Origin of the sequence: Myxococcus sp. CA039A (genome assembly GCF_013336645.1) — a bacterium.
In the GTDB taxonomy this organism is placed as follows: domain Bacteria; phylum Myxococcota; class Myxococcia; order Myxococcales; family Myxococcaceae; genus Myxococcus; species Myxococcus llanfairpwllgwyngyllgogerychwyrndrobwllllantysiliogogogochensis.
This window is the reverse complement of sequence record NZ_JABUMQ010000294.1, coordinates 1-14,507: the sequence shown is the minus strand read 5'-3', so window position 1 is coordinate 14,507 and position 14,507 is coordinate 1. Positions and strand designations below refer to the sequence as shown.

The 14,507-nt window shown below is 71.2% G+C and carries 10 protein-coding genes and 1 pseudogene; 8 read left to right on the top strand and 3 right to left on the bottom strand.

The features are described 5' to 3' along the window. Positions 1-125 precede the first annotated feature (125 nt). The 5 genes from HR086_RS36120 (at position 126) to HR086_RS36100 (ending at position 10,749) form a co-directional block, all read left to right on the top strand. The gene (locus tag HR086_RS36120; protein ID WP_174459881.1) at positions 126-3,203 is read left to right on the top strand and encodes an MG2 domain-containing protein; all 3,078 of its coding nucleotides are present in this window, start codon (positions 126-128) and stop codon (positions 3,201-3,203) included. After that, entirely contained in the window at positions 3,200-5,629 is a 2,430-nt protein-coding gene (locus tag HR086_RS36115) for an alpha-2-macroglobulin family protein (RefSeq protein WP_174467893.1), read from the top strand. The genes HR086_RS36120 and HR086_RS36115 overlap by 4 nt, the downstream gene beginning before the upstream one ends. 200 nt (positions 5,630-5,829) lie before the next feature. Continuing rightward, positions 5,830-6,864, top strand: a complete 1,035-nt coding sequence (locus tag HR086_RS36110; protein WP_174467892.1) for a trypsin-like peptidase domain-containing protein — start codon at positions 5,830-5,832, stop codon at positions 6,862-6,864. 44 nt (positions 6,865-6,908) lie between these two features. Beyond that, complete coding sequence (locus tag HR086_RS36105) at positions 6,909-9,512, top strand: hypothetical protein (RefSeq protein WP_174467891.1); 2,604 nt, start codon at positions 6,909-6,911, stop codon at positions 9,510-9,512. Between the two features lie 205 nt (positions 9,513-9,717). Beyond that, positions 9,718-10,749, top strand: a complete 1,032-nt coding sequence (locus tag HR086_RS36100) for an alpha/beta hydrolase (protein ID WP_373564400.1) — start codon at positions 9,718-9,720, stop codon at positions 10,747-10,749. Here the strand turns inward: HR086_RS36100 and HR086_RS36095 are convergent. From HR086_RS36095 to HR086_RS36085, 3 genes are all read right to left on the bottom strand, one after another. Continuing rightward, positions 10,695-11,027 carry a hypothetical protein gene (locus HR086_RS36095; RefSeq protein ID WP_174457333.1) on the bottom strand — a complete coding sequence of 111 codons (333 nt, stop codon included), beginning with the start codon at positions 11,025-11,027 and terminating at the stop codon, positions 10,695-10,697. The two genes, HR086_RS36100 and HR086_RS36095, sit on opposite strands and share 55 nt — an antisense overlap. Further along, complete coding sequence (locus tag HR086_RS36090; protein WP_254626599.1) at positions 11,024-12,073, bottom strand: triacylglycerol lipase; 1,050 nt, start codon at positions 12,071-12,073, stop codon at positions 11,024-11,026. The genes HR086_RS36095 and HR086_RS36090 overlap by 4 nt, the downstream gene beginning before the upstream one ends. A gap of 132 nt (positions 12,074-12,205) precedes the next feature. Continuing rightward, positions 12,206-13,015: an SDR family oxidoreductase gene (locus HR086_RS36085; RefSeq protein ID WP_174467890.1), complete on the bottom strand. Its 810-nt coding sequence runs from the start codon at positions 13,013-13,015 to the stop codon at positions 12,206-12,208. A 150-nt stretch (positions 13,016-13,165) separates the two neighbouring features. Here HR086_RS36085 and HR086_RS36080 point away from each other — a divergent pair, with 150 nt between their 5' ends. From HR086_RS36080 to HR086_RS36070, 3 genes and pseudogenes are all read left to right on the top strand, one after another. After that, positions 13,166-13,840 carry a MotA/TolQ/ExbB proton channel family protein gene (locus HR086_RS36080; RefSeq protein WP_141643607.1) on the top strand — a complete coding sequence of 225 codons (675 nt, stop codon included), beginning with the start codon at positions 13,166-13,168 and terminating at the stop codon, positions 13,838-13,840. 2 nt (positions 13,841-13,842) lie between these two features. Then, positions 13,843-14,268, top strand: a complete 426-nt coding sequence (locus tag HR086_RS36075) for a biopolymer transporter ExbD (RefSeq protein WP_141643606.1) — start codon at positions 13,843-13,845, stop codon at positions 14,266-14,268. Positions 14,269-14,278: 10 nt separating this feature from the next. Next, positions 14,279-14,507, top strand: a pseudogene (locus HR086_RS36070) (energy transducer TonB); the annotation flags it as partial.

The window sequence follows — 14,507 nt, the reverse complement described above, 5'->3', positions numbered from 1 at the left end:
GCACGGGGCTTGGGCGACGGGAGCATGAGACGCGGGACGCTACCGCACCGGCGCCGGGTGCGCGAAGAAGGGGGCTCGGCAGCCAGGGGGACTCCCGGCATAGAGTGCGGCCTAGGGGAGGATGCATGACAGAGCGTTTCCGCCGTCGGGCGAAGAAGGGGGGGCTGGCGGCCCTGCTGCTGGTGGGGGTCTGGGCCTTCGCGGCGTGGGACGTGTGTTTGAGCGCCTGGGTGCTGCGTGGGGTGAAGGTGCCCCAGTGCCCGGACGGACAGTTCCGCCAGACGGTGGGCCTGGATGTCCGCTCGGTGGCACGAGGGCTCTCCGGACGCGTCATCATCTGGGCGGACGCGCACGCGCCGGACGCTCGGGGCAGCCTGATGACCGCGCGGGTGCGGCGGGGCTCCGCGGAGCTGTTCCTGGTGGATGCCGAGGGGAAGCAGACGCCCCTGGAGCCGGAGAAGAAGTCCCCGTGGACGCGCGACTCCGACGACACGCTGGGGGCCGAGGTGAAGCTGCCCGAGGTGCCGGACGGCGACTACAAGCTGCGCGCCCGCGTCACCACGCCCCTGGGCACGGACACGGTGGACGCGACGCTGCCGCTCTACGCGCCCGCGGTGGCCCATGTGCTGACGGACCGGCCGCTCTACGAGCCGGGCAACGAGGTGAGCTTCCGCGCGGTGGTGCTGCGCACCCGGGATTTGTCTCCGTTGGATGGGCGGCCCGGGACGTGGTTCCTGAAGGACGCGACGGGAGAGACGGTGCTGGAGGAGCGAGCGCCCGCGGGGCCGTGGGGCGTCGTGGCTGGCAGCTTCCCGTTGGACCGGGGCGCGCCCGTGGGGGTGTGGACGCTGGTGTGGAGCAGCGGGGATACGCAGGCCAGCGCGACGTTCCAGGTGAAGCCCTTCACGCTGCCGCGCTTCCGCGTGGAGGTGTCCAGTCCCCGGCCCTCCTGGCGCGCGGGTGACACGCCCGAGGTGGAAGGCCAGGTGGTGTACGCGTCGGGCGCTCCCGTGACGGACGCGGAGGTGGAGCTGCGGTGGACTGTCTCCGGGGCGTGGCCGCCGCCTCCGGAATGGAGCACGGGAGGACTGCCGCTTCGGGCGCGCTCGGACGCGGCGGGGCGCTTCCGCGTGACGTTGCCTCGCGTGCCGGAGGACCTGCGCGGTCAGGTGACGCTTTTCGCGAGTGTGTCCGCGCGAGACGCCGCGGGGGACCGGGTGGGAGGCGCGGTGGCGCTCCTGCTCTCGGAGGATGCGCTCGCCATCTCCTCGGTGACGGAGCTGGAGGACGGGCTGGTGGATGGCTTCAGCAACCGCGTCTACCTGCGCGCCACCACGCCGGACGGCCGGGTGCTGCCGGGGGCGGAGCTGACGGTGACGCGCGCGTGGGATGCTCGGGACGAGGGCGTGCGCGGCGTGACGGACGAGGACGGCGTGGCGGCCTTCCAACTGGACCCGGGACCGCCCGTCAACGTGGTGGTGCCGCCGTTGCCCGTGCGCCGCCCGCCACGGCCGCCTCCGGTGCGGCTGGTGACGCTGACGAACCTGTTGGAGGAGGACAGCCAGGCGTCGCTGAAGGAGCGGCTCGTGGTGGAGGGCTGGCTGACGTCGCTCTTCCCGTGCGCGCGCTTCATCCCGCCGGATGAGGAAGAGCGGATGGTGAAGCTGGGCGTGCGCGTGGGCGCGGGGGGCGCGGTGACGGAGGTGGGGGGCGAATTGGACGCGCTCACGGCGTGTCTGGCCCAGGGGGTTCGCGCGCGCACGCTACCCGCGGGTCGAGAGCGCGTCCTCGCTCTGACGTTCGAGGTGCGGGATGCGGGCTTGCCTTGGATGGAGCTGGTGGCGGAGCCGGCCTTTGGTACGGGCACGTCGCTGACGGACGCGCTGGCGCCCCTCGTCAGTGACGCGCGTGCGTGCCTGCCGTCGAAGCTGGAGTCGGGAGATCGCCTGCCGGTGGCGCTGAGCTGGCGGCTGGGCGCGAAGCGGGAGTTGACGACGTCCTGGTCCGCGCTGCCATGGGTGAAGAGCACGCTGAGTCCCTCGGTGGTGGCGTGTGTCCAGGAGCGCCTCGCGCGCGTGAGGCTCACGGGTGACATCGAGGAAGAGGAGTCGATGGGGGTCGTGGGGTTCACGGTTCATTCCGGTGACGATGACTCGGAGACGGAGGGGCAGGCACAGGCCACCACGTTCCTGGGCTACGAGCTGAAGGTCGTGGCGAAGGTGGACGGCAAGCCGGTGGGGGACACGAAGTGGATGTCGCGCCCGGCGATGCTGCCGCCCTTCCGGCTGCGCGCGACACCGGTGCTGGCGCGCGCGGGCGAAGAGGTGCGCATCGACCTGATGCGGGGCCCCGCGTTCGAGGGGACGCTGCCCAAGGAGCTGCACCTCACGGTGGGCAAGCAGGAGCTGGTGGCGAAGCTGGAGAAGGGCTCCACCACGGCGCGCTTCCAACTGCCCGCGGACTTCGAGGGCTGGGCGGAGACGTCGTGGGCGGGGGCTCGGGCGCGGGTGTACGTGGCGCCGCGCGCGCAGCTCTCCGTGGAGGTGTCGTCGGAGAAGCCGGCCTATGCCCCTGGTGACCTGGCGCGGCTCCAGGTGCGCACGCGCGTGGATGGGAAGGATGGGCCCGCGGCGGTGGGGCTCATCGGCGTGGATGAGACCTTGAGCCAGTTGGTGCCGCTGCCGGGCACGGATGCGATGGCGAGCGTGAGGCCCGCGCCGACGGTGTCGCAGCCCGCCTTCGGGGTGCTGGATGGCGTGGCGCTGGCGCAGGGGCGCATCCGGGGCTCCAACGCGGCCGCCGCGGCGCTGCTGCGGGTGAGCGCGGTGCCGACACCCGAGGATGCGGAGACGCGCGTGAGCGCGCGGGCGCGGAGTGAGTTCGACCCGGAGTCCGAGCTGACGGAGCCCTTCTACGCGGTGCTCGCGGAGCTGCACGCGCAGGTGCGTGAGTGGGAGGAGAAGGCGCCGGAAGGTGAGACGCTGAACCCGGCGGGGCTCGCGAAGCTGTGGACCCAGGCGCTGGCGTCCTGCGAGCAGCGGGGCGAGAAGGTGAAGGATGCCTTCGGCCAGCGACTGAGGCTGTCGCGGCTGCCCAGGGAGTTGCTGGAGCTGACGGACCCGCGTGCGGTGGTGTCGCGTGGGACGCGACTGCCAGAGGACGTGGAGAACTGGAACGCGTGGGTCGCCCGGGAGGCGCCATGATGCGCAAAATCATCGTCGGGGCGGTGTGCCTCATCGTGGCGGCCGGGCTCATGCTGACCCTGTTCGGGGACAACCTCCGGGGCCTTTTCGGAGCGTCCGCGTCCGCGCTGGGAGGCGACTGGGAACCCAATGCCCAGACGATGGGAGTGTCGGCGGACTTCGCCCTCAAGGAGTCGGACGCCCTCGAGGTCGCCGCCGCGCCCATGCAGGCCCCCATCGGAGGGGGCGCGGCGCCGGAGGAGGAGAGAGAGGGCGGCTCCGACAAGCGCCTCGCGAGGGGGAAGGGGGGAGAGCGCTCACCGGGCGGCGGTGGGTTGCTGGAGGAGAAGCCCGAGCCCCCAGGGGCGCCGAGCCGCGCGTGGTTCCCGGAGACGTTCCTCTTCGAGCCGCTGGTGGTGACGGATGAGTCCGGTACCGCGACGCTGCCGGTGCGCGTGCCGGACCGGCTCACCCGCTGGCGCGTGCTGGCGCTGGCGCACTCGCGCACCGGGGCCCAGGCCGGCGCGGTAACGAGCTTCGCGGGCACGCTGCCCACGTACGTGGACCCGGTGCTGCCGGCCTTCCTTCGCGCGGGCGACTCCGTGCGTGTGCCGGTGCAGGTGGTGAACACGACGGATGCGGCCGTGGAGACGTCGCTGAAGGTGGAGGCCACGGGCGCGGCGGTGGAGGGCGCCACGCGCACGGTGCGCGTGCCGGCGCGAGGCAGCGTGGTGGAGTACGTGACGGTGCGCGTGTCGGGCCCGGGACCCATCGCGGTGCGCGCGGCGCTGGGAGACGCGGACAGCGTGGAGAAGCCCCTGGACGTGTGGCCCACCGGTCGGCCCGTGGTCCAGACGTGGAGCGGCACGCTGGCGGCGCCGCGCACGCTGTCGCTCACGGGCGCCTCGGATGCGCAGGCGGGCAGTGAGCGCGTGCGGCTCCAGGTGTATCCAGGAGGGCTGGGCGTGCTGCGCTCGGAGCTGACGTCGGCGGGGGCTCGCGGGGGTTCGGAGGATGTGGCCTATGCGCTGCTCCTGGCCGGGCGCGCGCCGGAGCTGCTGACGGCGCTGGGCGAGCCCCAGGCGGCCGAGGTCCTGAAGGCGGCCCTCTCCCCGAAGGGTGCGCGCGTGGCGTCACCGCCGGAGGCGGCGGGAGGGCTCGTGGACGCGGAAGGCGTGCGGGTCCTCGTGGCGCAAGCGACGCAGCGCGCGCTGCGGCTGGGGCGCACGCCGGACGTGGTGTCCGCGACGCTGCTGGTGGAGGGCACGCTGCTCCATCCGGACAACCCGGTGCTCGCGCGGCTGGGCGAGCGGCTCGCGGGCTGGGTGGCCGCGGCGCAGCGTCCGGACGGCACGTGCCAGGGGGGCGAGGGTTGGACGCTCCAGCGACTGCTGGTGGCGACGGCGGATTGCGCGCGAGCGGTGGCGGCGGCGTCCGGGACGCCTGGGGGGCAGCGGCGCGCGGCGCGCTTCTCCACGCTGGCGTCGGGCGCGTTGGAGCGCAACCGGGCGCACGTGAAGGACGGCTACACGGCGGCGTCCCTGCTGGCGAGCGGCATCGTGACGGGCGCGCTGCGGGACTCGCTGCGGGCCCAGGTGCGTGACGCGCTGAAGAAGCGCGAGGACGGCGCCGCGTACCTGCCGGTGGAGTCGGGCGTCGTGGCGGCCAATGGGGAAGCGCCCTCGGAGGCGGAGGCCACCGCGCTGGCGGTGCTGGGCCTGGAGGGTGACGCGAAGGCGCCGCTGGCGGACCTGGGTGCCTCGCTGCTCGCGGGCTATGGGCCGGCGCGGGGCTGGGGCGGAGGCCGGGCGAACCGGCTGGCGCTCAAGGCCGTGGTGGCGCTCTTCAAGGAGCCGTTGCCCGCTCGGGTGCGCGTGGTGCTGGAGCGCGACGGGAAGCCCGTGGCCGAGGGCACCTATGACGCCAAGGCGCTGCGCGAGGTGCTGTCGCTGGAGGCCCCGGCGGCGGGCTCGGGAGGCGCGCATGTCTGGACGGTGCGAGCGGAGCCCGCGGTGCCGGGCCTGGGCTTCGCGCTGGCGTTGTCCGCCGCCGTGCCGTGGAAGCAGGAGGCGCAAGGGGGACTGGAGCTGGCCGTGGACTCGCCCCGGGAGGCGAAGGTGGGGCAGCCCGTGGAGGTGACGATGCAGGCCTCCACGCCCTCGGGCCTCGAGTTGGAGCTGCGGCACGGGTTGCCCGCGGGTGTGCAGGTGGACGCCGCGAGCCTGGACGCGCTGGTGGCGGTGGGGAGTGTCGCGTCGTGGACCTCGGAGGATGGCGCGGTGACGCTGAAGCTGCGGCCCCGGGGACAGGGAGAGCCCTTCCAGGTGCGCTTCCGCGTCATCCCCACGCTGGCGGGGACGCTCCAGGCGGGCGCCTCCTCGCTGCGGGTGGTGGCGCGGCCGGACCTCGTCTCCTACGTACCTCCCGCTACGTGGGCGGTGCGCTGAGGCGGGGTCCTCGACGACTTCGGACCCGGGCCTCGTTGCGGAGGGCCCGGTAGCGAGTGTCCGCTCGCGGGCTTCTGGACCCGGCACATCAGGGCAGAAGGGCGGCTGCCACTGGGAATCCGCTCGGCGAATACAGAAGATTCATCGCAGCGTCGGCAGGCCGGGGAAGGCTTCGTCAGTGGTTCTTCACGGGTGACACCATGGAGCTCGACGGCGCGGAGAGAGACGAGTTGCTGTTGGCGATGCTGGGGGCGTTTCCCTCGGTGGAGGACCTTCGCCGGGTGGTGGCCTCGGTGTGCCACCGGGATTTGGAAGCGCTCGTTCCGACGGGCGGCCCGAGGGAGCGGGCGTCGGGACTCATCCATCGCGCGGAGTCGGAAGGCTGGACGCGGGAGCTGGTGACGGGCATGCACGGTGCCCATCCGCGCCATCCGCGGCTGCATCGCTTCATGCAGGGCTATCTCGCCTCGGTGCAGCGGAGCATTCCGCGGCGCAGCCTGGAGCGCATCGTCGGTGCCTGGAGCGAGGCCGGCGGCGCGGACGGGTGGCGCCGCAGGCTGGCCGCGATAGAGCGGCGCGTGTGCCGGGTGGAGCCGGTGTTGGGCGCGTCCCTGGGCACGGGGTTCCTGGTGTCGCGCGACGTGGTGCTCACCAACTTCCACGTCATCGAGAACCGGCTCCTGGAGTCGCTGCGCGTGCGCTTCGACCACAAGGTGTTGCCGGACCGGACGTTGCTCCAACCTGGGACGCGCTACGCGGTGAAGCGGTGCATCGCGCGCAGCTCGTACAGTCCCGCGGACCTGATGCACCCCCGGCCCCGCGAGGCGACGGTGGACGAATTGGACTACGCCTTCCTCCAGGTGGAGGGCGCGCCGGGCGACGAGCGGGTGGAGGGCGAGCCCCGGGGCTGGCTGGAGCTGCCCGAGGAGGAGGTGCCCTTCGTCGTGGGAAGCCTGGCGCTCATCGTCCAGCACCCGGAGGGACAGCCGATGAGCGTGGTGCTGGACGAGTTCCTGTCCGTCAACGCGTCACGCACGCGTGTGTCCTATCGGACCTCCACGAGCCCGGGGTCCTCGGGCGCGCCGTGTTTCACCCAGGACTTGCGGCTGGCCGCGTTGCATCACAGCGGAGGACCGCGCATGCCGTCCGCCACGGGACACAACGAGGGCATTCCCACGGACACCATCCGCCGCGGCCTGTCCCCGGAGGTGAAGGCGCTCCTGGGCTGGGAGTGAGGGTGTGAACTGGAGGCGGGGGACGCGCCTGTTATCGTCGGTGGATGTTCGTCCTCGATGCCCGTTGCCGCCGCCGTGGTCAGGGCCTCCCGCGCCTGGTGTTGCTCGTGGTGCTCACCGCGTCGAGCGTCGCGCTGGCGCAGACGCGGCTGCGCGTGGCCGGCGCCACGGCCAGCAACGAGGTGAAGCTGCGCACGACGTCCGAGGACTTCCGGACGGTGCTGCGCGTGGACCTGCTGTCGCCGCCTCCGGGTGACGCGGGCGTGGAGGAGGCGCTCCCCGGCGGCGTGACGGTGCTGGTGGACCCGCTGCAGGCGAGTGACGGCTCCCAGGTGACGCTGACGGCCGTCGTGCGCGAGGCAGGCGCCGAGGACGCGGGCACGACGGTGTCCACCTCGCCGTCCATCTCCGCGAGAGCTCCGCTGCACCTGGAGGTGAGCGGGAAGCTGCCGACGGCGGGGGACTACACGGGGCAGTTGGTGCTGGTGCATGCGGGTGGGCGCGAGACGACGGCGCTCATCGTCACGCGGACGCAGGCGGTGCCGGTGGTGCAGTTCGTGGCGACGTCGCCCGCGGTGGCCTCGTCGGGCTGGGGCCTGGGCACGGTGGATGCGACGGTGCGGCTGCCCTTCAAGGAGACGGCGGGCGTGACGGGGAAGGTGGCCGCGCCCCGGTTGCTCCAGCTTCAGCACAAGGCCCCGGACCTGGGGGCGACGCTGGTGCAGCCGCGCTTCGACGGCGCCAGCTTCTCGCTGGAGGGCGGCGGGAAGGACGGCAAGGACCTGGAGCTGTCGGCCGCGGTCGACTCGGTGCTGGTGCCGGCGAATGGCAGCGGCACGCTGTTGTTGCATCTGCGCGGGTTGGACGGGCCGGGCGAGTACACGGGCACGGTGCGCATGGCGGTGCCGCAGGGCGTGGCGGTGGAGCAGCCCTTCACCGTCTGGGTGAGGACGCCGTGGCTGTGGGGAGCGTTGCTCATCGCGGCGGGCGCGGTGTCGTCGTATGGCGTGCGCCTGTACACGCAGAACATCCGGCCCCGGGCGCAGCAGCTCCAGCGGGCGCAGGCGCTGCGGCGGCGCGCGGCGGTGCTGCTCAATGGTCAGGACGCGGAGACCCGGCGGGTGGGGCTGGAGGTGCGCGCGCGCATCGACTCGCTCGTCTCCCGGATTCGCGGGCCGCTGCGAGGGGGCCGCGTGGCGGAGGCGGAGCTGGCCCGGGTGGAGCCGGAGTTGCGATTGTATGAGGCGTGGTGCACCGGGACGCGAGAGCTCCAGGCGCTGCCTCGGGAGCTGCGGCCGGCGCAGGCGAGCACGCTGCTGGACGAGGCCGAGACGTCGCTTCGCATCGGGAAGGTGCCGACGGAGCGGCTGGAGGAGCAGCTCAAGGCGCTGCGCGGGCAGAACGTGGAGGAGCTGGCGAGGGCGGGGCTGAAGGCGAAGCTGGCGGAGCTGGAGACGCAGGCGCGCGCGCTGGCGCAGAAGCTGGGGGATGACAGCCTGGGCTTCCGGCTGATGTACGAGCTGTTGCCGCTGCTCCAGGACGTGCGCGCGCGGCTGGACCAGGGAGACCTGGCGACGGCGCGGCAGCAGTTCGAGATGGCCCGTCGCTCCTACTTCGACGTCCTCTGCGCGGAGCTGTCGCTGGCGGTGGCCTCGCCGCGCAATCCCCGGGGCTTCTCGCTGGAGGAGTGGCGCGAGCTCACCACGGACGTGAAGGAGCGGCTGAAGCAGGCGCGGGCCCGCGCGGACGTCAGCGTGGACGATGGCTTCCGGCTGTACCAGGGCGCGTATGCGCACTACGTGCGGCGGCTCCTGCTGGAGCTTCGTGGAGCACTGGAGGAGGCGCGGAGCACGGCCAGCGATGCGCAGAAGGCGGAGCTGGACAACGCGGAGGCGAAGCTGCGCGAGGCGATGCTGGCGCTGGCGGCGGAGTCTCCGCACGAGGCCGCCGCGAAGTACCGCGAGGCACGCGACATCCTTCATCACGCGCAGACGGGCCAGGTGCGCAAGCGCATCGACGGACTGCGCGAGGAGGTGGCGCGCAAGCGAAGCGAGGCCACCGCGGACTCCGAGCTGCATGAGCTGGGGCACATCGACTCGCTGCTGAACGAGGCTCAGCTGGCGCTGACGCCGGAGACGCTGCAGGACGCGGACTACAAGGCGGACAAGGCGCGGCTGGCGCTCCAGAGCTACCCGAGTCCACAGAGCGCCAGCATGAGCGGCAGGATGGGGATTCCCGCGGGGAGGGAGTCGCTGTTGGCCAATGCGGCCTCCGCGCCAGAGGTGCCCTCGGCCAGCGCGCCCACGGGAGGCAGCCTGCCGTCGCTGCCGGAGGCTCCGGGCGATGACGACGCGGATTCCGCGGGTGGGCTCGGCGCGCTGGAGGGCATGCCGCTGCCTTCGCCGCGTCATCTGTGGTTGGTGGAGTTGGCGCTGCTGGTGCTGCTGACGGGCGTGGCGGTGGTACTGGGACTCCAGCTCCTCAACGTCTTCTCTCCGACGTGGGGAGGCTTCGGCGCGGGCATGACGGCGTTCCTCTGGGGCTTCGGACTACACCAGGTGGGCAATGCCAGCTTCGAGGGCCTCTCCGGCCTGTTGACGCGCGTGGAGCGGCGGGGCGGCGCGAGTGACGGGGGCGGCGGTTCCTGAGCGCCCGCGTCATGCCCGGCGGCTCGAGAGGCCGGGCCTGGGCGGCAATTTATGACGGCGCCGCAATAGCTGTCATGGCTCGGGTTGATTTGTCATTCCTGGGGACTTGCGCGATTTGAGTTGAATCCCTAGTGCTGGGCGTATGTCCAAAGACAAGGCAGTCCCCCCTGTCCGTTGCTCGGCGGTGTCCTGGCGTTCCACGGTGGTGAGCGCGCTTGCCCTGGTCGCCGTCTGGGTGGGCGGCGCGCCCCAGATGGCTCATGCGGAGGAAGACGCGGCGGTCTCCACGCTGGAGGCGAGTCTGGCTCCGTTCTTCGGCTCGGGCCATGGCATCACCGTGCACGCGGTGCGGCCCATCACGGACCGGCTCATCGACGTGGAGATTTCCACGGCGCTCATCTCGCTCAACGCCGTCTATGACCCGCGTCACCATGTCCGTGTGTTGTTGCCCACGGGTTACGAGCGCAACCCGGGCCTGCGCTATCCCGTGGTGTACCTGCTGCATGGAGGCGCTGGAGCGAACTCCGCGCAGTGGGTGGAGTTCGGCGCGGCGTATGCGATTACGGAGAACATGCCGGTCATCACCATCATGCCGGACGGTGGCAAGGTGGGTTGGTACACGAACTGGGTCTTTCCTCGCGGGGTGAATCAGGCGTGGGAGGAGTTCCACCTGAACCAGTTGATTCCGTGGGTGGACCAGAACCTGCGCACGCTCGCGTACAAGAAGGGGCGGGCGATTGCGGGCCTGTCGATGGGAGGCTTTGGGGCCATCAGCTATGCGGCGCGGCGGCCGGACCTGTTCGCCTATGTGGCCAGCTTCTCCGGGGCGCTGGACCTGGGGGACTCGGGCATCCGCGCGCTCATCACCGAGGAGGCCACGCGGTGGCTCCAGAACTCGGACGGCCCGTTTGGCTCGCCGTTCTGGCCGTTCGACCAGGCGTGGAACATGAACAATCCGCTGGGGCGCGCGGCGGGGCTGCGGGGCGTGGCGGTGGCGCTCTACGCGGGCTCGGGTACGTGGGATGGAGATGTGCTGGAGCGTGTTCCGGGAGCATCGACGGACCGCTTCCACCACGCGCTCAACGGCGCGGGGGTGCCACACCACTATGAGATGTATGGCCGCCCCCTGCCGGGCCAGAAGCCGTTCGGCTGCGACGGCGGCCACAACTTCAGCTGCTGGAACTACGCGTTCTTCGACGTGCTGCCGAGGATGTTGTCGGTGCTCGACGGGCCCTGAAGTTCCGTCTGGGAGAGCTGGCGTTGCTCGAAGAGGTCCAGGGCGACGTCCAGCGTCCCGTCGACGGCGCGGTTGACCCAGCGGACCATTCCATAGGTGCCGGAGAGGGCGGCGTCATGGAGGGACTGCAGGGCGCCCACGGGTGCGTCGAGCGTGGGAATCAATCGCAGCACCTCGAAGGGCTTCGCGGCGCTGGAGCGGTGGATGCGCTCCACCGCCATGGCGCCCTGCTCGACGGCATCGTGTACCAGGTCCTTCACACCACGTAGGCGAGTCATGAGGCCTCCACTGCGAGCGACTCGCGGAGCCGCGCGTAGACATCCGCGTGGTGGGCGAGGGTGACGTGGTCGATACCGGCGACCACCTTGACGTTTTCCGGCGGGAACAGCGGGCTCGTATCACGCGGGCCGGTGCGGCCGGAAGCGCTCGCCAGGGAGACGACGCCGTCACCGAACATGGCGGACAGCCACTGTCCCTGCTGGCCGAGCGCCCCGACGATGAGGTGGTGGGCGATGCCCGGCGGAGGGAGCAAGGGCTTGCATGGGGACGCGGTGTCTTCCCAGTCCTGTCGGCGGAGTCGAGCGACGCCCAGGTCCTTCACGCCGCTGCTGCGCAGGTCGACGACGTCGGCGACCAGACGCGTGTAGGGATTGGGCACGGCGCGGAGCACCTGGGCGACGACGGTGCCCATGCGCTCCAGGGGGCTGCCGAAGTGGGGCACGCCGATGGAGTACGAGCGGCGCACGTGGGAGAGCCAGGACAGGCACGACTCGGAGGCGATGTGACAGGCGCTGCGCAGGACGAGGCCGCCCATGCTGTAGCCGACGAGGACGAGTTCGGTGATGGGGACGGGGAACTCGGCGATGAGGCGTTGCAGGAGGTTCGCGAGGGCCTCGCCGTTGTCGGAGATGTGCAGGCCGGTGTTGTAGCGGAGGTAGAGCGGGGTGAAGCCCGCGTCGCGCTCCAGGAGGGTGCCGTAGTCGGTGGTGGGCTCTGCGGGGAAGGCCCAGACGGCCTCGGTGACGGCGAGCCCGTGGACCCAGAGGGCCACGCGTCCTGTCGACTGGGGATGGGCGGCGCGCAGGGCCTCGCGCTCGACGAGGAGGGGGCGGCCCTCGTGGTAGAGGCCCATGGGAGTGGCGAGCGTGTTGTTCTGGCGGTGGAGGTAATCGCCCAGCACGCCGTTGAGCACGCCGAGCGCGACGTCCACCTTGCCCACGCGAGGCTTGGGCGGAGCGGGGAGCGCCGTTCCGGCGGGAGAGGACGAGACCACCGGGAACCCAGGCTCGGAGTCTGGGGTTGCAGGCCCTTCCGAAGTCGTCATTCAGTACCTCCACGCGCAGTGTGACACGGCGCGTCATGGAAGTCGAATCACGGCCTGGACGCAGGGACGCTCCCTCTCAGGGCGGCCGTCCTTGCCACTGGATGAGCCCTCTCCTTCAGCCCGTGGCCCCGCTCACTTCCGCCGTTCCTGAATCGCCTTGAACACGATGCGGTCCAGGAAGCCCGGCGTGAACAGCTTCAGGTACTGACCCACCTTGCCCTTGGTGGTCATCACCACCTCGCGCTCACGCTGATCCATGGCCTTCAGGATGATGGACACGCACGTGCCCACGTCCATGTTGCCTTCCGTCTCGTCGTGCGCGCTCACCTGCAGCGGCTTGCCGTCCTTGCCCAGCGCGTTGGCGCGCACATTCGTCGCCACGAAGCCCGGGCACACCACCGTCACGTCCACGCCCGTCCCCATCAACTCCACGCGCAGCGAGTCGAAGAATCCATTCATCGCGTGCTTGCTCGCCGCATAACCCGAGCGCGTGGGCACGCCCGTCTTCCCCGTCAGTGACGACACCGCCACCAACAACCCGCGCCGTGCCTTCAGGTGCGGCAGCGCATGGTGCGTGCAGTACACCGCGCCCAGGTAGTTGATGCGCATCAGCCGCTCGAAGAGCGTCAGGTCCGTGACGTCCTCGAACCGCGCGTCCATGGAGATGCCCGCGTTGTTGACGAGCACGTCCACGCCGCCGTACGCCTCCACCGCGCGGTCCACCATCCGCCGACACGCCTCCGGGTCTCCCACGTCCGTGGCGACCGTGATGGCCTTCCCGCCCGCCGCCTCGCACCGCTGCTTCACCCGCTGGAGGGCATCCTCACTCCGCGCGGCCAGCACCAGATTCGCGCCCCGCGCCGCGAGCGCCACCGACAGCTCCTCGCCGATGCCCATGGAGGCACCGGTGACCACCACGCTCTTGCCTTGCATGGCCCGCATTGTCGCCCCGCACTCCCAGCGCGTCGAGGACGTCGGCCCAGGCCTACACCCGCGCACAGCGGCCCGCTCCGAAAAATAAACCCGGTAACACTTTCCGGAACCCGCGGTGTTCCGTTCGCGCCAACGCATTTCGAGAGGGGAACGAACACCATGTCGTCCATCGCGGTCATCGCCCAGGTCCCAGCCGAGAATCTCGGCTGGCTCAGCAGCAAGCTGCTCGGTGTCACACTGACGTCCGCCGAGTGGGTGCTGTGGATCCTGGTCGTCCTCTCCGTGCTCTCCATCGCCATCATGTTGGAGCGCACGGTGTACTTCGCCCGGAACCGCCTCCCGGACTCGGAGTCGCTCGCGGTGCGACTGGCGCGCGGCGAGCTCGAAGCGGTGCGAGTGGCCATCCAGGGACGCCGAGGCATGGAGGCCGCCATCATCCGCGAGGGCCTCGCCTCCGCCGAGCAAGGCGCCGACTCCGTTGAGCAGGTGATTGCCTCCACCATGGCCCGCGAGCGCCCCCAGTACGAGCGCTTCCTCTCCTTCCTCGGCACGCTCGGCAACAACGCGCCCTTCATCGGCCTGTTCGGCACGGTGCTCGGCATCATCAAGGCGTTCCATGATTTGGGCTCCGCGGGCGTGAAGGGCGCCGCGATTCAGCAGACCGTCATGGGTGGCATCTCGGAAGCGCTCGTCGCCACGGCGGTGGGTCTGGCCGTCGCGATTCCCGCCGTCGTCGCCTTCAACATCTTCAACCGCCAGCTCAAGACGCTCACCAGCCGCGCCAACGCCCTGGGCCACGCCCTGGTCGGCAGCCTGCGCGCGGAGGTCCGCTAGTCATGGCCGGCGGCTCGCAGCAGGACGACGAGGAAATCACTGGCATCAACGTCACCCCGTTGGTGGACATCGTGTTGGTGCTGCTCATCATCTTCATGGTGACGGCCAACTTCATCGTCCGCGAGACGGTGGAAGTGGACCTGCCCCGCGCGGCCAATGGCGGCGAGACGGTGCAGGGGCTCGTCAACGTGGTGCTCGACAAGGAGGGCAAGCTCTACTTCGACGGCGCTCCAGTGAGCGAAGCCGAGCTGTCCACCAAGGTGTCCGAGGCCGTCGCCAAGGACAAGGACACTCGCGCCATCATCAGCGCCGACCAGAGCATCGCGTACGGCCAGGTGATGCGGCTCATCGACACCGTGAAGGGTCACGGCATCGCCAAGTTCGCGCTCAACATCGAGAAGGACGTCGCGCCCGCGCCGCGGGGCTGACGCGAAGGCCATGAGTACGAGCGTGCTCGAAAGTGGTGTCCTGCCCCGACGAGGCGGCAGCGGATTGTTCATGGGCTTCGTCACCGGCTCGTTCCTGCTGCACGGGCTGGGGCTGGTGGTGTTGCACACCCGCCCGCCGGAGCGTCCCGCGCCGCAGCGTCCCGTGGAGTTGGTCATGGTGGAGGTGACGAAGCCGCCTCCGCCCCCGCCGCCCGTGGTGGAGGAGCCGAAGCCGGAGC

Coding starts and splice junctions, on each gene's coding strand:
- HR086_RS36090 (WP_254626599.1), bottom strand. CDS start 12,073: ATGACGACTTCGGAAGGGCCTGCAACCCCAGACTCCGAGCCTGGGTTC.
- HR086_RS36120 (WP_174459881.1), top strand. CDS start 126: ATGACAGAGCGTTTCCGCCGTCGGGCGAAGAAGGGGGGGCTGGCGGCC.
- HR086_RS36075 (WP_141643606.1), top strand. CDS start 13,843: ATGGCCGGCGGCTCGCAGCAGGACGACGAGGAAATCACTGGCATCAAC.
- HR086_RS36080 (WP_141643607.1), top strand. CDS start 13,166: ATGTCGTCCATCGCGGTCATCGCCCAGGTCCCAGCCGAGAATCTCGGC.
- HR086_RS36115 (WP_174467893.1), top strand. CDS start 3,200: ATGATGCGCAAAATCATCGTCGGGGCGGTGTGCCTCATCGTGGCGGCC.
- HR086_RS36085 (WP_174467890.1), bottom strand. CDS start 13,015: ATGCGGGCCATGCAAGGCAAGAGCGTGGTGGTCACCGGTGCCTCCATG.
- HR086_RS36105 (WP_174467891.1), top strand. CDS start 6,909: ATGTTCGTCCTCGATGCCCGTTGCCGCCGCCGTGGTCAGGGCCTCCCG.
- HR086_RS36110 (WP_174467892.1), top strand. CDS start 5,830: ATGGAGCTCGACGGCGCGGAGAGAGACGAGTTGCTGTTGGCGATGCTG.
- HR086_RS36095 (WP_174457333.1), bottom strand. CDS start 11,027: ATGACTCGCCTACGTGGTGTGAAGGACCTGGTACACGATGCCGTCGAG.